Raw genomic sequence first — 16,949 nt, 5'->3', positions numbered from 1 at the left:
AGAAAGCCCCGAAGGTAATGTTAATCACCAACGAGGCATCCTCTATGTCCAAGAAACATCAGAGTAGCCTCTTACCCGCAGTAATGCAAGGAGCAAGAGCTATGAAACTACCATCCCCGGTTATTATCGTGTTAATACTCTGTATTACCATTTTAATATTTACCTACTTTACCCGTGAGACGCTTTGCGAATTACGCTGGAAGAGTGGTGACAAAGAGGTGGCTGCATTCATGGCTTACGAATCCGGTAAGTAGCGACCTGGGCGGGGGAGCAATCCCCCGTTATCAGGCTGATGCGTCAGGGCATGGCTTAGAGCACCATCAAAACGGGGTTATCAGTAAACGCTAATAACCCCGTCCTTACACGTCTTATCGCAGTATTAATCAGGAATAATATTCAGGTGCTTTTTTAAAGCCCGCCCAGGCATCCGGATCGTGCCCGGTGACCACGATGGCATCGTTACGCTCGGCAACGTTACGCAACTTCTGCACCGAGCGCACGGAATCCACCGCCGAGGCCAGGAATCCTGGCAGCGCCTTCTCTTCCCAGTGATCCACCGTATAGGCGGCATCGATGGTCAGCAGCAGAGGATTGCTGTTTGGCAGCCGTACCAGGAATGACTGGTGTCCGGGCGCATGTCCGGGAGAGAAGATCGTGGTTAACGTACCATCGCCGTAAACATCGTAAAAATCATCCTCGGTGCCGTTGAGGAACTGCCAGTTCAGCCCCGGCTTGTCGAAGTCTTTACGAATATAGCCACCGGCGGCAAACCAGTCTGGCGTAAAGGCATATTCATACTCCACGCGCTGCACGATATGTTTGGCATTCGGGAAGCGGCCAATTGCGCCGGTATGGTCAAGATGCAGATGCGACTGCACCACATATTTCACATCTGCCGGATCGATGCCCAGTGCCTTAATCTGATCGACACAGCCCTGATCTTCCGCCAGAACCGGCCAGTACACGTCGCAAATGCCGCCCCAGTGGCCGCGAGGATCGGTGGCGACTTCAATGGCGTTGCCGCCATCAATAATAGTGTGACCATCGGGGTGGGTGATCAGGAAAAACGGTACCGGAATTTCATAATCCGCACCGCTGCCCTGGTTCATTTTAATGTTGTGCACTTTGCATTTCAGGGTGCCGGACTGAAGCATATAGAGTCGGATATCGTTCATACTGGGCTTGCCTCTTTTTTATAGTGGGTACAGTGATACGTTTGAGTCAGGTCGTCAGAATGCTTGTTGATACAGATTCAGTGCGTCGTGTTCCTGCACCTCGACCGGGTTGTTGGTCAGCAGGCGCGTTTGCAGCATGGCATCGGCCGCCAGGCGCGTAAGGCTCTCTTCGGTGACGCCCACGTCGCGCAGACGTCGCGGTGCCCCGCTCTCTTCCATCAGCGTCAGCATATGCTCAACGAAGGCGGCGGAACGCTGGTCGGCGTTGCCGCTGCCCTCAACACCCAGTACGTCTGCCAGTTCGGCATACAGCGGCGCGGCGGCGCTGGCGTTGTAGCGCAGCACCGGGCCGAGCATCAGCGCGTTCGAAAGGCCGTGCGCAATGTGATAGTGACCGCCTAAGGGATAGGCCAGCGCGTGAACGGCGGCAACAGGCGAGTTGGCAAAAGCCTGACCGGCCAGCGTTGCGCCCAGCAGCATCCCCTCGCGCGCCGCACGATTTTTACCGTCGCGGCAGGCGGCAATCAGATTCGCACCGAGCAGACGCAGCGCTTCGCGTGCCAGCGCATCGGACAGCGGGTTCTTTTTGTGTTTACTGGTATACGCCTCGATCGCATGCACCATCGCATCAATACCCGTTGCGGCAGTGTGGATCTGCGGCAGTCCCACGGTCAGTTCGGCATCTAAAAGGACGAAATCAGCGTACAGCTGCGGCGACACCACCCCCATCTTGGTGGTTTCACCGGTAGTGATAATCGAAATATTGGTCACCTCCGATCCGGTCCCGGCAGTCGTCGGGATCAGCACCAGCGGCAGGCGCGAACCGCTCACTTTACCGATACCGTACATTTCCGACAGCGGCTGTTCGCTCTCCACCAGAATCGCCGCCAGCTTGGCAATATCCAGCGATGATCCGCCGCCCAGACCAATGACAATATCGGCATTCGCGCTGCGCGCCGCGTCGGCACAGGCATGAACGATATGCTCTGGCGGATCGGCGACCACCTGGTCAAACAGGGTCACAGTAAATCCCGCCCCCTTCAGCGAGGCCTCGATCGGTGCAATCAGCCCGGCCTTAATCAGCCCGGCATCGGTCACCAGCAGGGTATTACGCGCCTTGAACCGCGCCGCAACGATCGTACCCAGCTCCTGTGCACCTCCCCATTTCACCTCAATGGAGGGCACGGTGCGGAACTCAAATGGATTGATAGACATTATTCCTCCTCTCAGGTAACGGGCATGCTCAGGCGATGACCGAGCACAGATATTTAATTTCCAGATACTCATCAATGCCGTGGTGCGAACCTTCACGCCCCAGCCCGGACTGCTTCACGCCGCCAAACGGCGCAACTTCATTGGAGATCAGCCCGCTGTTGTGGCCGACCATGCCGTACTCCAGCGCTTCTGCCACCCGCCAGGTGCGGCGTACGTTTTCGGTATAGAAGTAGGCCGCCAGGCCAAATTCGGTATCGTTAGCCATGGCAATCACCTCTTCTTCCGTTTCAAAACGGAAGAGCGGCGCAACCGGCCCAAAGGTTTCCTCGCGAGCAATTTTCATCTGCTGGGTCGCCTCTGCCAGCACCGTCGGCTGATAAAAAGTTTCCCCCAGCGCGTGGCGTTGCCCGCCAATCAGCAGTTTTGCCCCTTTCGCCAGCGCATCGGCGATATGATCTTCCACTTTTTCAACGGCGCTGGCGTCAATCAACGGTCCGATAGTGACGCCAGGTTGATGACCTTCCCCGACTTGCAGTGCCGCAACGCGCGCCACCAGCTTCTCGGCGAAAGCGTCATAAACACTGGACTGAACGTATATACGGTTAGAGCAAACGCAGGTCTGGCCCGCATTGCGGTATTTCGATGCCAGCGCGCCCTCAACGGCCGCATCCAGATCGGCATCATCAAAGACGATAAACGGTGCGTTACCGCCCAGCTCCAGCGACAGTTTTTTAATGGTTGGCGCCGACTGCGCCATCAGAATCCGGCCGACTTCCGTCGAGCCGGTAAAGGAGAGTTTTCTGACCGTGTCGCTGGCGGTAAGTACCCCGCCAATTTCTTTTGCATCACCGGTGATCACCTGAAATACGCCCGCAGGGATACCAGCCTGCTCGGCCAGCACGCCCAGCGCCAGCGCGGTAAGCGGTGTCTGCTCGGCGGGTTTGACAATCATGGTGCAGCCCGCCGCCAGAGCAGGTGCGGCTTTGCGGGTAATCATCGCCGCCGGGAAGTTCCACGGGGTAATCGCAGCGCAGACGCCGATCGGCTGCTTCATCACGATAATGCGTTTATCGGTGCCGGGTGCCGGGACGGTTTCGCCGTACACGCGTTTGGCTTCTTCCGCGAACCACTCAACGAAGGAGGCGGCGTACAGCGCTTCACCCTTCGCTTCCGCCAGCGGTTTACCCTGCTCTGCGGTCATCAGCGCGGCCAGATCGTCAGCATTCTCAACTATCAGCGTAAACCAGCGGCGAAGAATAGCGGTTCTGTCCTTCGCCGCCATGCGGCTCCAGCCGGGTAGTGCCGCTTTTGCGGCGGCGATGGCGGTTTCCGCCTCGCTGCCAGTCAGCGAAGGCACCCTGGCAATAATTTTGCCGCTGGCGGGGTTATCCACCTCAATCTCGCTGCCATCGCTGGCGGAAATCCATTCTCCATTAATCAGGCAGCGGTCACGCAGCAGTGCTGAATTCTTGAGCTTGATCATAGCTTCCTCTTTTCGTTTAGTTCAATATATTGAACTACAGCCTGTATGATGAACTTTATGCGAGGGGCAGTATGTCAGGGAATTCCGGTACAAAAAGCGATCAACCGCTCAAAAGCGTCGATTCGGTGCCCGCTCTGCGGAGAGCTGTTACCATTCTCGATCTGGTCGCGGCGGCCAGCGGCTCGCTCTCGGCGGCGGACATTACCCGACAGCTGGCGCTGCCCAAAAGCACCGCACACGGCCAGATCAACGTCCTGACCGAGCTGGGGTTACTGGTGAGAACGGCGGAAGGCACTTATCGTTTGGGGCCACATTTAATGCACTGGGCTGACGGTTTTCTGTCGCAGATGGATTTTGTTTCGCTGTTTCGCGACTACTTCGCGGCGGATAGCGAGCTCGACGGCTACACCATCACCCTGACCGTGCTCGATCGCGATGAGGTAGTGTACGTCAGCTGCCGCAACACTGATCAGCCACTGGGGCACAGCTTCCGCATCGGTAAGCGCCTGCCCGCGCCCTTCACCGCCACCGGGAAAGTACTGCTGAGCGAGCTGGATTATGACGAACTCGAACGGATATTTGCCGGCCGCTTTCCCGCACCGCTGACCCTCTCCAGCGTCAGCAACCTCGCTGAACTGCGGGCGGAGTTCCCCGGCATTCGGGATCGCGGGTTCTCAATCGATAACGGACAAATCCACGAAGCAATGACCTGCGTGGGAGCGGCCATTTACGATCATACGGGTAAAGTGGTGGCGGGAATCGCCACCAGCTTCCTCAGCAGCGAGGCGAGATCGGATATGACCACCCGACTCGGAGAGAAAATCCGCCATGCCGCGATGGCGCTGTCGCAGCAGAGCGGCTATCGCGGAGGGTAAGCAATCGGATGAGGATGCACTTTCATGCATGGGATATCGCGGCGCGTCGCTTTTATCCGAAACGCGAGCTTCAACCTTCCAGGTGATCCTTCATCCACGCCAGCGCCTTCTGCGCCCGTCCTGAAAGCGGCCATTCCGCGCGATGGATCAGCCAGATAGTGTCCACCACCGGTACGGTACAGGGCATCACTTCAATTTCGTGCTGCCCGGCACAGGCCAGCCGCGCGAAGCGGGGCAGCACGGTAAAGCCCAGGCCGCGGGCAACCGGGCTGAGGATCAGGGCAATCTGATTGCTGAAGCCGCGGCACGGCAGCGAACGCACGCCGGGGTTCCCGGGAAATACCCGGCTCAACAGACGTGTCGCCATTGCCTGGCCGTCAGGGTGGTCGATAAACCCCAGCGCGGCCAGATCCTGCCAGCTCTCCACTTTTTTCCCCGCCGGAAAAACCAGCTCCAGCGGCTCACGGGCAAAGGGTTCAGCGACCAGTCGAGAATCGTCAGTCTGACGGGTCATCAGACCCAGCTCGTAGCGATTTTCCAGCACCGCTGACAGGACTTCATCATCGGGCGCAAAGCGGTGGCGAATAGCCAGACCGGGCAGCGACTGCTGCAAACTCAGCAGCAGCGGGTAGCAGCGCAGTCCAATGCTGCCGGGGGTGATCAGGCTGATATCGCCACAATCCCCGTCATTTTCCTGTAGTCGCATCTCCAGCCGCTGGCTGGCTTTTTCCATTTCCCGGCAAAACTCCAGCAGCGCAATTCCTGCTGGCGTCAAATCGAACCGCCGTCGGCTGCGAACGATCAGCTGGCCATAGTGATTCTCCAGATAGCGCAGATGCTGACTGACGGCCGCCTGGGTGATCCCCAGGCTGTCGGCGGTGCGGGTAAAGCTCTCCTGCTGGCAAAGCAGGGCAAACGATCGGAGCCATTGCGGATTGACCATAACGATATTTTATAAAAACCATAAGTCTGGCGATATTTTCATTATACACCTGTCCACTTACTATGCCCTTTTCCCGTATTAACGAGGCATATCATGACCCCTTACCCACGCAGTTTTTCCCATATTGGCCTGTCCGTCACCGACCTGGACGCCGCCGTTAAATTTTATACCGAAGTGATGGGCTGGTATCTGATTATGCCGCCGACGGAAATTACCGAAGACGACTCCGCAATTGGCGTGATGTGCAGCGACGTATTCGGCGCGGGCTGGCATTCCTTCCGCATTGCGCACCTGTCCACCGGCGATCGCGTGGGTGTAGAGATCTTCCAGTTCAGGGATGCGGTGAAGCCGGAAAACAACTTCGACTTCCGCAAGTCCGGCGTTTTCCACTTCTGCATTCAGGACCCGGATGTGGAAGGACTGGCGGAGAAAATCGTGGCTGCCGGAGGAAAACAGCGCATGCCGGTACGCGAATACTTCCCCGGTGAAAAGCCGTATCGCATGGTCTATATGGAAGATCCGTTCGGCAATATTATTGAGATTTACAGCCACAGCTACGAGCTGACCTATTCCGCCGGTGCCTACGCCTGATGAGGTAAAGATGATCGCACTTTCCCGTCGTTCGCTGCTGATCAATCTGGCAGCGGCGAGCCTGAGCAGCGCATTTCCCCGGTTCTCTGCGGCAGCGGCAGCGTCAGCCACACCGCTACCGCTCAATGTCGCGGCAAGATCGCCGTGGATGGCCAACCAGGTGGCACTGACACGTGACAACGTCATGTTTCTTGGCCTGCCGCGCTACGCCAAAGATAAATCCACACCGTCGCTTGCCCGGTGCGACGCCAGCGGCAAGTTTCAGCCCTTCCCGGGTAACGCCTGGAATGAATGGCAGCCGGGAAAGGATGGCACGAATGCCTTTGTGTATCTCAACTCGGTGCATATGTTCGCCGATGATACGGTGTGGTGCGTCGATCAAGGGTCATTGAGCGCAGGAGTGTTCTCTGCGGCCGATGCCATTCCGCAACCGGGCGCACAAAAGCTGGTGCAGCTGGATGCCCGCTCCGGGGTAATCCTGCGCATCCTGCGTTTTGACGAGACGATCCTGCCTGCGGGCGCGCAGATAAACGACATGCGTTTCCACGGCTCAACGCTGTATCTCTCCGACTCCGGGCTGGGCGGCATTATTGTTCACGATATGCAAAGCGGGAAGACACTGCGCCGTCTGTCCGGGGCCAGCGTGATGAAAGCCTCGGCGGCGAAAATCCCGTCAATTCTGGCGCACGTAAAGGGAGGGAAAACTTTCCATCCGCCCAACAGCGACCTGCTGGAAATCACCGCAGACGGCAAATGGCTGTACTGGGCAGCGCCGACCGGGCCGCTTTACCGCATCGAAACGCGCTGGCTTAAGGATCGGTCTCTCACCGACTCGCAGCTGGAGCAGCACGTTGAACAGGTGTATGCCAATAATTTCGCCGGTGGCTGCTGCATGGACTCACGTGGCAATGTCTATTTTTCGGAAACCGTCACCGGCAATATTACCCTGCTGTCTCCCGAGGGGAAAACGGCGGTCATCGCCTCAAACCCTTCACTTATTCGGCCGGATGGCACCTTTATCAGCGCCGATCGTAAACTGTATATTCCGGTAAAACAGCCGATCCCCGACGTCAGCAGCCCGGACACACCGTTTGTGATTTACTCGGTGGCTCTGCCTGAATCATTTGCCGGTATAGACATAGGCGACGCGGTGGATGGCCGTGCGTGAGTGCCGTTCAGATTCGCCGGGTATCCCCAGGTCGGAAATACGGCCGGCATAAACCGCTCGCATCTGCCCCATCATTACCGCAGCAGATGCTGAGTCGGCAGCGCCGTGGTGTATTTCACCTGGCTTAGGGCAAAGCTGGAGCGAATGCTTGCCACGCTGCGAATCTGCGTCAGACACTCCTGAATAAACACCTGATACTTCTTCAGATTTTCCACCACTACCCGCAGCAGATAGTCCGCTTCCCCGGTCATCAGATAGCACTCCATCACTTCAGGGCGGTTGCTGACGGTGTCGGTGAACTCCTCCAGCGACTGTTTGTCCTGCTGCTTCAGGGTTACGTGAACAAAAACATTCACCTCAAGCCCGAGACTTTCCGGATCTACCAGCATCACCGATCCACGGATCACCCCCTTTTCACGCATTTCCGTCACCCGACGCCAGCAGGGAGACACTGAAAGCCCGACCCGATCGGCCAGTTCGGCATTACTGATATCGGCCTGTTTTTGCAGGATATCGAGGATTTTCAGACTGACTTCATCCAGCTGCGGCTTCTGTTTCGGCATAGTTTTCCTGTAATAGTGAATTTAAGCGTAGATTTTTTCTTTTAATCAGCAAAGCAAGAACAAAATAGCACGGATTTACCTGATAAAGCGGCATAGCATTATCGAAATCATGCTGATTTATCAGGAACCCCGATGAGCGTTATCACGTCAGAATCCCTTAAACAAAACGCAGCCCGCTACGCCGGGCGATCTACCCTGCTATGGCTGCTGCTGATGGTCGTGCTGTGGGGATTGAGCTGGCCCGCAACCAAGCTGGCACTGAACGTAACGCCGCCACTGTGGCTGGCTGCGATCCGTTTCGGATCGGCGGGTATCTGCCTGTTTGCCTTCGTGGCGCTGCGCGGCCAGCTCAGACTCCCCTCGCATCAGGATCTGCCTATCGTTGCCTCGGTGGGAATTATGCAGATGATGGTGTTCACCGGGCTGGGAATGATCGCCATGCGCCACACCGACACCAGCCACGCGGTGCTGCTGGCATATACCACGCCGCTGTGGGGGATACTCACATCGTGGCTGTTACTGAAGCAGGCACCGTCTAAACTCCAGCTCGTTGCGCTGCTGACCGGCATGGCAGGCATCGGATTGATCTGTTCGCCGTGGGAAATGCAGTGGGATAACCCTGAGGTACTAATGGGTGCTGCGCTGCTGATTATCGGCGCAATATCCTGGTCGCTGGTGATTGTGCACGTTCGCCATCACCGCTGGGCTTCATCGCCGCTGTCGCTGGCCCCATGGCAGATGCTGCTGGCCGCGGTTCCGTTGGCAATGATCGCCTGGAACGTGGAAGGCTCACCGGCAACAATTGAATTCAGTGCCAACCTGCTGTGGCTGCTGCTGTTTATTGGTCCGGTAGCCACGTCACTGTGCTTTGTGATTTCATCCGAACATGGCCGTCGGGTCAGCGTGTTTACCATGTCCAATGTCACCCTCGGCGTACCGCTGATCGGGGCCGTGGCCGCCGTGGTGTTTCTGCACAATACGCTGTCATCGCTGTATATCGCCGGTCTGCTACTGATATTCTCAGGTGTGATGCTCACGACCTTTGCCGCCGTGAAAAAATAATTTTATCTGAGAGGCCCTGACGGGCCTCTGTTTCTCACCCCGTTAAATCCGCCACATCTCCCCTTCGCTCTCACTGACATCACTCTGCCGTCAAATCATCGGCGGCCTGCCACTCGGCGATCAGCACCTTGACCAGCTCTGTGGTGGGCAGTTCGCGGGCAAGCGACGCACCCTGTCCCGCCCACTGCGCGCCGTAGCCGTGATCGCCTTTTGCGCTGGCCGCCGCAGCCAGCGCTTTGCCAAGGGCATAGGTCAGCGGATAGGCCGGGATCGTCTGCGCGGGAATATCCTGCGTCATGCGGCAAAAGTCATTGGTAATGCAGCGCGCAGGCCGTCCGGAAATCGCCGCTGTCATCACCGTGCTGGCGGCCTGTTCGCTCTTCATCAGCCGGCGGTAAGCCGCATTCGCCGCCGATTCCGGGCAGAGCACAAAGGCTGTTCCCAGCTGCACGCCCGCCACACCCAGCTTCATCATTGCTGCGATCCCCGCACCGTCCATAATGCCGCCAGCGGCAATCACCGGCAGCCGCGATACACGACGTATCGCCTGTACCAGCGTCAGGGTACTGAGCTGCCGATCTTCCGCCTGCGGGTCAAAAATACCCCGGTGGCCCCCGGCTTCAATGCCCTGCGCGACGATAAAATCGACGCCCGCCTCTTCAATCACCCGCGCTTCTTCCGGGCTGGTCGCCGTCGCCAGGGTCACGATGTCCTGCAATTTCAGCCGCCGGATAACGTCCTCTGAAGGCAGGCCGAAGTGGAAGCTGACGGCGGCCGGGCGGGTGTTGAGCAGCACTTCCAGCATTGCGTCATTGCCGCAGAAGGTCTGATAGATCTCTGACAGTTCTCCCGGAGGAGCCGCATCAAACCCGCTGAAGCGCTCACCAAAACGCGCAATCCACGCGCTTTCCTGCTGCGGGTCACGCTGCGCCGGAGCATGGCAAAAGACATTCACGTTAAGCGGGCCGCTAGTCAGGGACAGCGACTGCCTTATCATCGCCTCCGCCTGCTGCGGCGTTGACGCCCCTACACCGATCGATCCCAGCGCGCCCGCATTGCTGACGGCGGCGGCCAGTTCGGGTGTAGAGACTCCGGCCATCGGGGCCTGAATCAGCGGAAAACGGAGGTTGAGACGTTTACAGAGCAGATTATTCATTCGGTCATCCTGCACAGCGTTGCGGAACGGGTCCATAAAAACGGTAGCCATCAGTATAAGATCGATTTCGGCATTCGGTCCCGTCAATCATGACGCAATGAGAATAAAAAGATGCACAATGGGTAATTAAAAATAAACCATGTGTAATTCAATTGTTATTAGTTGGTTTATTTTTTCTATTTTAAAAAAGAATTTAAAATCTCATTGTACAGAGTAAGAATTTAAACTAATTTAATTACCAGAAACGATTCTCTTTTACCTTCTGTAATAACTCTGTCGCCAGGTATTAATGGAGTGGATGCCATTAACCGCTTTCAGGGTGGATATCTCATTGACAACAGCATTAGCCGTTATAGTTGAATTATAAAAACCGGAGCTGAATCATGATTGAACATATCCTCGCCAACATTAACAACCGCCTGAACAATAAAGATCTGGCCGCCCTGCTGTTAAGGATCACCTTAGGGGTATTATTATTGTTTCACGGCTGGCACAAGGTCCACAGTGGTATCAGCTTTATTTTAAATACCCTCGCCGAACATGGCGTTCCTGCCTTTGTTGGCTACGGCGTTTATCTGGGTGAAGTGGTTGCACCGATACTCATTATTCTGGGTATCCTCTGCCGCCCCTCGGCGCTGACCATCATTGGTACGATGATCGTCGCCTGGTGGCTGGTGGACGTTGATAATACGCTGGCGCTGAGTGAAACCGGTGCGTGGGCAATAGAAGACCTGGTCTTCTACGTGATGCTGTCGGTTATCTTACTGTTCCTCGGCAGCGGTAAATACTCCGTGATAGCCAATCCCAACTGGCGCTAAAAATACGGGCAGCCTGCATAACACAAAGGCTGCCCGATATCATTTTCGCACCCGCTAAATGCTGATTTACGCGTTTTCAATCTTCGGCAGGAACCACGCCAGCAGCCCCGCCAGCGGCAGGAACGAACACAGCCAGTAGACATTCTCAATGCCGGTTTTATCCGCCAGCGCGCCCAGCACGGCAGCGGCAATGCCGCCCAGGCCAAAGTTCAGCCCGTAGAACAACCCACCGACCAGACCGATACGATTCGGCGCCAGTTCCATGGCGTAAATCAGAATGGCGGCAAAGGCACTGGCCATAATCAGGTTGATCAGAATCGTCAGCACCACCGTCCAGTGGAAATCCGCGTACGGCAGCATCAGCGTCAGCGGCAGCGGGCCAAGGATGGAGATCCAGATGATTTTATAGCGGCCAATGCGGTCGCCTAAAATTCCCCCCAGCAGCGCACCTACCGCCGAAGCGGCCAGGAACAGAAACAGCATAAACTGGGATGTGGTGATCGAGGCACCAAAATGGTCCATCAGGTAGAAGGTGTAAAACGAGCGGAAGCTTTCGTTATAGGCGTTCTTGGAAAACATCAGCAGGGTCAGCACGATCAGCCCGGTTGCCACTACCGCAGGCGGATAGGTTTGGGATTTGTGCCCGCTTTTTGCTTTGGTTTTACCGACTGGATAAAGCTGTGCTTCATCGCATCGTGGCGTCCTGCGGTCCAGATCATCAGCGCCACGGCGAACAGCGCCAGCACCGCAAACCACGCCAGGCTTTCCTGCCCGCGCTGCACGATAATCAGCGCCGCAAACAGCGGCCCCATTGCACCACCGGCCTGGCCGCCGACCTGGAAGATCCCCTGCGCCAGCCCCTGCCTGCCGCCGGACGCGTAGCGTGCCATGCGTGTGGCTTCAGGGTGGAAAATAGATGAACCAATACCGATGCTGGCAGCAGAGAGCAGAATGAGATGATAGCTTGGCGCATACGCCAGCCCGACCAGCCCGGCCAGGGTAAACATCATGCCGAGCACGGTGGAATAAGGATAAGGACGACGGTCGGTAATTGCACCCACCACTGGCTGCAGGAGCGATCCGGCAATCTGGAAGGTCAGGGTGATAATACCGATCTGCACAAAGTCGAGCTGATATTTTTCTCTCAGAATCGGGTATACGGCAGGGATCAGAGACTGAATAAGATCGTTAAGTAAATGCGTTAATCCCAGAACAAGCAGCACGCTCATCCAGGTTTTTGGCCGCGCAACGGCCGCAGTATTATTCATTTTTATACCAGTTAAATAGTTTTAATACGTTATTGTTCTAACGCAGGAGAATTGAGTTTGCCATTAATCAAATGCCGTCCTGGCAGACCCTTTTTAGCAGATGTTAAAGATTGGAAACAAGTTAAAAAGGTGACGGGTGATGGAGTTTTGAACGAAAAAAATAACTCCGCAAATCTTTAGCAGAAAAAATGCTTAACCTCGAAAGCAGAGTTAGCAGAGTTAGCAGAGTTAGCAGAGTTAGCAGAGTTAGCAGAGTTAGCAGCCTGTCCACCTGGTTAGATTAGGGCAAGCTATTATTCAGATTAAAAGGGGCCACGGTCATCCCGTGGCCCCCAGAAAGCGGCAACCTCTGCCGCCGCTTTAGCCGTTAAGGCAGGCTGTAGGCGATAATGTCATCACCGCGCTCGCTGGAGTGCGGCGAACCCCCGGCAAAGATCACCACGTACTGCTTGCCAGTTTTCGCTGAACGGTAGGTAATCGGGCCGCTCTGGCTGCCCACCGGCAGGCGCGACTTCCAGATTTCCTCACCGTTGTGGCTGTTAAACGCCCGCAGGTAAAAGTCCTGAGTACCCGCAAAGAACAGCAGGCCGGAACGCGTGGTCAGCGTCGGGCCGAGTGTCGGCATCCCCAGCGGCATTTGCAGACCCACCGGAATACCTAACGGCCCGGTATCCTGCACGGTGCCCACCGGAACCTGCCACACCAGCTTGTGGGTTTTCAGGTTAATCGCCGACAGCGTACCGAACGGCGGTGCCTGGCACGGCACGCCGAGCGGTGACATCAGACGCTGACGCATGGAGCCGTAAGGCAGCCCCTTCTGCACGACGATCCCCATTCCTTCACTGCTGCCCAGCCCGGCTGGAATATCCTTCGCCGGGACCAGATAGTGGTACAGGCCCAGACGCAGATCGTTGACGTAAAGCAGGTCGGTCGTCGGGTCAACGGACGCGCCGCCCCAGTTCAGGCCACCCAGCGATCCCGGATACTGTAATGCAGTATCCAGCCCCGGCGGGGTGAAGATGCCGTCGTAGCGGCTGGACTTGAAGCGGATGCGGCACATCAGCTGGTCAAACGGCGTGGCACCCCACATATCCGATTCGGTCAGCGTTTCATTACCAATTCCCGGCATGCCGGTGGAATACGGCTGCGTCGGCGAATAGCGTTCGCCCGGCACGTTGCCCTGCGGCACCGGCTTTTCTTCGATCGGTGCGACAGGCTTACCGTTACGGCGATCCAGCAGGTAGATCATCCCGGTCTTCGACGTTTCCGCCAGCACCGGTGTCACCGTGCCGTCATCGTTTTTCACGTCGTACAGCACCGGGGTACCGGTCACGTCGAAGTCCCACACGTCGTGATGCACGGTCTGGAACGACCAGGCCGGACGCCCGGTGGACACTTTCACCGCAACAATAGAAGAACCGTATTTGTCATCGGCCTCGGTACGCTCTCCGGCATAAAAGTCCGGTGTGGCGTTACCGGTTGGCAGATAGACCAGCCCCAGATCGGCGTCGTACGACATGCCAACCCAGACGTTCGGCGTACCGCGCGTATAGCCTTCCGGCGACAGCGGCTCGCGGGTGACGTTCGGATTGCCCGGGTCCCAGGCCCACACCAGATCGCCGGTCACGGCGTTATAGGCGCGGACCACGCCCGGTGGCTCGTTGGTTTCGAAGTTATCGACCACGCGGCCGCCGACAATCACCAGGTTTCCGGCCACCAGTGGGGAAGAAGACTGCTGGTAGTAACCCGGTTTCACCTCGCCCATGCCGATTTTCAGATCGACAACGCCGTTGTTACCAAAGTTGGCTGCCGGCTTACCGGTGTGCGCGTCAATAGCGACCAGACGGCCATCGCCGGTAGGGAAGAACAGGCGCTGCGGGCTGACGGAAGCATCGATCGCGCTCCCCGGCTCGGCGACATTCTTCGCTGTCGTGGCATCAAAGTAGCCGATACCACGGCAGCGCTGATAGGTGGAGTTCCCCAGTCCGGCCTTGTAGCGCCATTTTTCCTTACCGCTGTCGATATCGTAGGAAATCAGCGAGGTATACGCCGTACAGACATACAGACTGTCGCCAATCTGCAGCGGGGTGTTCTGGTCTTCTGCATCGCCCTTATCGGGGATCACCGCTTCGCCGGTGTGAGCCGTCCAGGCCACTTTCAGGTCTTTGACGTTTGCCGGCGTGATATCGCTCAGCGAAGAGAAGCGCGAACCTTTGTTATCGCCGGACCAGGCGGGCCAGTCGGCCTGCGAGGCGTGCGGGTCCGTTTCCGGGAGTGCTTTACTGACCACCGCTTCATCGGTGTTGCGAATAATACCTTTCGGCTGGAACGAGCTGATAAAGGCGGCGATCACCGCCACCAGCAGCACGCAACCGGAAACAAATGCCCCGCGCCGGATACCGACACGGCGAGTGAGCAACGGCACGGTAAAGGCGATCAGTACCGCGCCCGCCGCCGGGGCAAAAACGCGTGAGAACAGCGGCCAGAACTGCAGGCCCACGTCCCACAGCGCCCAGACCGCCGTGTAAACCAGGGTAATGCCAAACAGTACCGCACCGGCCAGCCGACGGCGGAACATCAGCACCCCGCTGCCCAGCAGCAGGATACCGGCGATCAGGAAGTACCAGCTTCCACCGATCCCGGCCAGCCAGGCCCCGCCCGCCAGAAAGTAAATACCGGCCAGCGCGGTCACCGCCGCCACCAGCTTCAGCCATAGTTTGCCGAGTTTCCCCGGGTTGTTTACATCCATAAATTTAGTTCCAAAGAATGAATAGTTGGATAACTCACTTTGCTTCAGGCAATACCAGCCCGTCTCTTAACACACTGTGTTAAAAGGGATAATCGTTTCATCCACTCACGGGATTGCTGATTGTCAGGCTGGAAATTTAATTGTGTACAAACTTGCACACAATGCGACGCAAAGCATAGAACCTCGTGATTAACAAAGTCAATCAAGCTGCTTTACATAAATTTAAATTCGCGACACTAAGGTTTGATTTGTGATTCAGATCACACCCTGCATCCCCTCAGCGGGATGCAGGTTTGTCATGAGAGATGAAAATTACAGCGATGGCAGATTAGCGAACGTAATCCGCGCCGGTGATATCGATGGTCGATCCGGTGGCGTGGCGGCAGCGGCCACTGGCGAGGAAGGCGATCATCGCCGCCACGTCGGAAGGCGGCGTGACTTCACGCAGCGGAAGGTTCGCCGTGACCGCGGCTTCGCCGACGCTGGCGATATGATCCTCCGCCATCGCCGTGCGCACCCAGCCCGGCGCCAGCGCATAGGCCAGCACGTTCTGATGACCGTAGCCGCGGGCGATCCCTTTGGTCAGCGCCAGCAGTCCGCCCTTAGCCGCACCGTAGGCCAGATGTTCCGGCCCGTCGCCGCGATGCGAAGATCGGCTGGCCATATTAATCACTATCCCGCCGCCCTGCGGGCTAAAGTGGCCGATTGCCAGCCGACACAGATCGGCGGGAGCCTGCAGATTTACCTGTAAATTGACCTGCCATCCCGCCTGCCAGGCTTCGGCATCCTCAAGCGGCGACGCAACATAAATACCGGCGTTGTTCACCAGCACGTCTATTCTGTCAGCGCAGCGGAGCGCCTTTTGCCAGAGCGACGCCGCAGCCTGCGGCTGTGACAAATCCTGCTGAACGAGTTGCAGTCGTCGGGGATACTCCGCAAGCAGCGCCACCGCACTGCGTTCATCGTGACCATAGTGGCCGATCACCGAAGCCCCCTCAGCGTGCAGCGATTTAACAATTTCGCGACCAATCCCCTTGGTAGCGCCCGTGACCAGTACTGTTTTTCCGCTAAGTGAAGTCATCATTCCTCCAGGAGTTATGCCACGGCCTGCGCGCCAGTGATTTCAATCAGTGCACCGCAAAGATACGGCGCTTCATCCGAGGCCAGAAAAGCCATGGTAGCGGCAATTTCTTCCGGTTCGCCGATGCGGCCAAACGGCACCAGCGCGTTTAAGTCGTCCAGCGTCCGCCCGCTGCGCGCCAGATTGCTTTCCAGCATCGGGGTTCGCACTTCGCCGGGGCACACGGCGTTGACCCGCACCTTATCGGCGGCGTAATCACGTGCCAGATTGAGGGTAAAGGCGGCCACGGCGGCCTTGGAGGTGTTGTAGGCAATATGTCCCGGCGCGGGATGCAGCCCCCACTGCGAGGCGGTGTTGACAATCGCCCCGCCGCCCTGCGCGATCATCTGCGGCAGCACCGCGCGGCACATATGAAACAGCGCATCCAGATTTACCGTAAAGGTGCTGTGCCAGTCCTCTTCGCTCAGTTCCAGCAGCGGACCACGGCGGTTGATCCCGGCGTTATTGATCAGCACATCAATGCGGGATTCCTGCGATTTCACGTCGGCGACAAACGCCGTGATTTCTGCCGCGCTGGCCAGGTCCACCGCCCGCCACTGCGCCCTTCCACCCTGCTCACGAATACTCTCCGCCAGCGCCGTGGCCAGTTTCGCGTTGCTGTCAACGATCCACACCTGCGCACCTTCCGAGGCAAAACGGCGGCAGATAGCCTCGCCGATACCGCCTGCGCCGCCGGTGACGATGACGTTCTTATTGATAAAACGCTGCATTTTTCTCTCCTCGTATCGCTGTTGTGCACTGC

The 16,949-nt window shown here is 57.3% G+C and carries 15 protein-coding genes and 1 pseudogene; 6 read left to right on the top strand and 10 right to left on the bottom strand.

All coding sequences use genetic code 11. From position 1 onward, the window contains the following. The first annotated feature begins 101 nt into the window (after window positions 1–101). On the top strand, window positions 102–254 hold the full coding sequence (locus tag IBT46_RS21315; protein ID WP_200547322.1) for a type I toxin-antitoxin system Hok family toxin: 153 nt from the start codon (window positions 102–104) through the stop codon (window positions 252–254). 129 nt (window positions 255–383) lie between these two features. On the opposite strand, the gene attM is transcribed toward IBT46_RS21315, so the two are convergent. The 3 genes from attM to IBT46_RS21300 are packed head-to-tail and all read right to left on the bottom strand — an operon-like array spanning window position 384 to window position 3,870. Beyond that, window positions 384–1,175, bottom strand: a complete 792-nt coding sequence (gene attM, locus IBT46_RS21310; RefSeq protein WP_200547321.1) for an N-acyl homoserine lactonase AttM — start codon at window positions 1,173–1,175, stop codon at window positions 384–386. Window positions 1,176–1,229: 54 nt separating this feature from the next. Further along, entirely contained in the window at window positions 1,230–2,390 is a 1,161-nt protein-coding gene (locus IBT46_RS21305; RefSeq protein ID WP_200547320.1) for an iron-containing alcohol dehydrogenase, read from the bottom strand. Window positions 2,391–2,418: 28 nt separating this feature from the next. Then, window positions 2,419–3,870, bottom strand: coding sequence for an NAD-dependent succinate-semialdehyde dehydrogenase (locus IBT46_RS21300; RefSeq protein ID WP_370569510.1), 1,452 nt, complete (start codon window positions 3,868–3,870; stop codon window positions 2,419–2,421). A gap of 74 nt (window positions 3,871–3,944) precedes the next feature. Between IBT46_RS21300 and IBT46_RS21295 the strand changes: the two genes are divergently transcribed. After that, window positions 3,945–4,748 carry an IclR family transcriptional regulator gene (locus IBT46_RS21295; RefSeq protein ID WP_200547318.1) on the top strand — a complete coding sequence of 268 codons (804 nt, stop codon included), beginning with the start codon at window positions 3,945–3,947 and terminating at the stop codon, window positions 4,746–4,748. 70 nt (window positions 4,749–4,818) lie between these two features. Here the strand turns inward: IBT46_RS21295 and IBT46_RS21290 are convergent, their stop codons facing one another. Next, on the bottom strand, window positions 4,819–5,691 hold the full coding sequence (locus tag IBT46_RS21290) for a LysR family transcriptional regulator (RefSeq protein ID WP_200547317.1): 873 nt from the start codon (window positions 5,689–5,691) through the stop codon (window positions 4,819–4,821). 93 nt (window positions 5,692–5,784) lie between these two features. On the opposite strand from IBT46_RS21290, the gene IBT46_RS21285 reads away from it, so the two are divergent. Together IBT46_RS21285 and IBT46_RS21280 are read left to right on the top strand one after the other, a co-directional pair. Beyond that, window positions 5,785–6,282 (top strand): lactoylglutathione lyase family protein, encoded by a 498-nt coding sequence (locus IBT46_RS21285; protein ID WP_234480230.1) that lies wholly within the window; start codon window positions 5,785–5,787, stop codon window positions 6,280–6,282. Between the two features lie 10 nt (window positions 6,283–6,292). Continuing rightward, on the top strand, window positions 6,293–7,450 hold the full coding sequence (locus tag IBT46_RS21280) for an L-dopachrome tautomerase-related protein (RefSeq protein WP_200547316.1): 1,158 nt from the start codon (window positions 6,293–6,295) through the stop codon (window positions 7,448–7,450). A gap of 74 nt (window positions 7,451–7,524) precedes the next feature. Here the strand turns inward: IBT46_RS21280 and IBT46_RS21275 are convergent, their stop codons facing one another. Then, window positions 7,525–8,013: an Lrp/AsnC family transcriptional regulator gene (locus tag IBT46_RS21275; protein ID WP_200547315.1), complete on the bottom strand. Its 489-nt coding sequence runs from the start codon at window positions 8,011–8,013 to the stop codon at window positions 7,525–7,527. Between the two features lie 132 nt (window positions 8,014–8,145). Here IBT46_RS21275 and IBT46_RS21270 point away from each other — a divergent pair, with 132 nt between their 5' ends. Beyond that, on the top strand, window positions 8,146–9,075 hold the full coding sequence (locus IBT46_RS21270; protein ID WP_200547314.1) for a DMT family transporter: 930 nt from the start codon (window positions 8,146–8,148) through the stop codon (window positions 9,073–9,075). 79 nt (window positions 9,076–9,154) lie between these two features. Here the strand turns inward: IBT46_RS21270 and IBT46_RS21265 are convergent, their stop codons facing one another. Next, on the bottom strand, window positions 9,155–10,231 hold the full coding sequence (locus IBT46_RS21265; protein WP_200547313.1) for a nitronate monooxygenase family protein: 1,077 nt from the start codon (window positions 10,229–10,231) through the stop codon (window positions 9,155–9,157). 383 nt (window positions 10,232–10,614) lie between these two features. Here IBT46_RS21265 and IBT46_RS21260 point away from each other — a divergent pair, with 383 nt between their 5' ends. Beyond that, window positions 10,615–11,049 carry a DoxX family protein gene (locus IBT46_RS21260; RefSeq protein WP_200547312.1) on the top strand — a complete coding sequence of 145 codons (435 nt, stop codon included), beginning with the start codon at window positions 10,615–10,617 and terminating at the stop codon, window positions 11,047–11,049. 66 nt (window positions 11,050–11,115) lie between these two features. On the opposite strand, the pseudogene IBT46_RS27765 reads toward IBT46_RS21260, so the two are convergent. The 4 genes and pseudogenes from IBT46_RS27765 to IBT46_RS21240 form a co-directional block, all read right to left on the bottom strand. Further along, window positions 11,116–12,317, bottom strand: a pseudogene (locus IBT46_RS27765) (MFS transporter). 367 nt (window positions 12,318–12,684) lie between these two features. After that, entirely contained in the window at window positions 12,685–15,066 is a 2,382-nt protein-coding gene (locus tag IBT46_RS21250) for a membrane-bound PQQ-dependent dehydrogenase, glucose/quinate/shikimate family (RefSeq protein ID WP_200547311.1), read from the bottom strand. 328 nt (window positions 15,067–15,394) lie between these two features. Beyond that, the gene (locus IBT46_RS21245) at window positions 15,395–16,150 is read right to left on the bottom strand and encodes an SDR family NAD(P)-dependent oxidoreductase (RefSeq protein WP_234480228.1); all 756 of its coding nucleotides are present in this window, start codon (window positions 16,148–16,150) and stop codon (window positions 15,395–15,397) included. Between the two features lie 11 nt (window positions 16,151–16,161). Further along, window positions 16,162–16,917: an SDR family NAD(P)-dependent oxidoreductase gene (locus IBT46_RS21240; protein ID WP_200547310.1), complete on the bottom strand. Its 756-nt coding sequence runs from the start codon at window positions 16,915–16,917 to the stop codon at window positions 16,162–16,164. Between the last annotated feature and the right edge of the window lie 32 nt (window positions 16,918–16,949).

It is taken from the genome of Erwinia sp. S38 (genome assembly GCF_016624545.1).
Taxonomy (GTDB): Bacteria; Pseudomonadota; Gammaproteobacteria; order Enterobacterales; family Enterobacteriaceae; genus Erwinia; species Erwinia coffeiphila.
This window is presented reverse-complemented; position numbering and strand designations above follow the sequence as displayed.

What these genes read in the sequence shown, in the direction of transcription:
- IBT46_RS21240 (WP_200547310.1), bottom strand. Translation starts at nt 16,917, where the DNA reads ATGCAGCGTTTTATCAATAAGAACGTCATCGTCACCGGCGGCGCAGGC.
- IBT46_RS21305 (WP_200547320.1), bottom strand. Translation starts at nt 2,390, where the DNA reads ATGTCTATCAATCCATTTGAGTTCCGCACCGTGCCCTCCATTGAGGTG.
- IBT46_RS21295 (WP_200547318.1), top strand. Translation starts at nt 3,945, where the DNA reads ATGTCAGGGAATTCCGGTACAAAAAGCGATCAACCGCTCAAAAGCGTC.
- IBT46_RS21260 (WP_200547312.1), top strand. Translation starts at nt 10,615, where the DNA reads ATGATTGAACATATCCTCGCCAACATTAACAACCGCCTGAACAATAAA.
- IBT46_RS21275 (WP_200547315.1), bottom strand. Translation starts at nt 8,013, where the DNA reads ATGCCGAAACAGAAGCCGCAGCTGGATGAAGTCAGTCTGAAAATCCTC.
- IBT46_RS21315 (WP_200547322.1), top strand. Translation starts at nt 102, where the DNA reads ATGAAACTACCATCCCCGGTTATTATCGTGTTAATACTCTGTATTACC.
- IBT46_RS21280 (WP_200547316.1), top strand. Translation starts at nt 6,293, where the DNA reads ATGATCGCACTTTCCCGTCGTTCGCTGCTGATCAATCTGGCAGCGGCG.
- IBT46_RS21290 (WP_200547317.1), bottom strand. Translation starts at nt 5,691, where the DNA reads ATGGTCAATCCGCAATGGCTCCGATCGTTTGCCCTGCTTTGCCAGCAG.
- IBT46_RS21285 (WP_234480230.1), top strand. Translation starts at nt 5,785, where the DNA reads ATGACCCCTTACCCACGCAGTTTTTCCCATATTGGCCTGTCCGTCACC.
- IBT46_RS21250 (WP_200547311.1), bottom strand. Translation starts at nt 15,066, where the DNA reads ATGGATGTAAACAACCCGGGGAAACTCGGCAAACTATGGCTGAAGCTG.
- IBT46_RS21245 (WP_234480228.1), bottom strand. Translation starts at nt 16,150, where the DNA reads ATGATGACTTCACTTAGCGGAAAAACAGTACTGGTCACGGGCGCTACC.
- IBT46_RS21270 (WP_200547314.1), top strand. Translation starts at nt 8,146, where the DNA reads ATGAGCGTTATCACGTCAGAATCCCTTAAACAAAACGCAGCCCGCTAC.
- attM (WP_200547321.1), bottom strand. Translation starts at nt 1,175, where the DNA reads ATGAACGATATCCGACTCTATATGCTTCAGTCCGGCACCCTGAAATGC.
- IBT46_RS21265 (WP_200547313.1), bottom strand. Translation starts at nt 10,231, where the DNA reads ATGAATAATCTGCTCTGTAAACGTCTCAACCTCCGTTTTCCGCTGATT.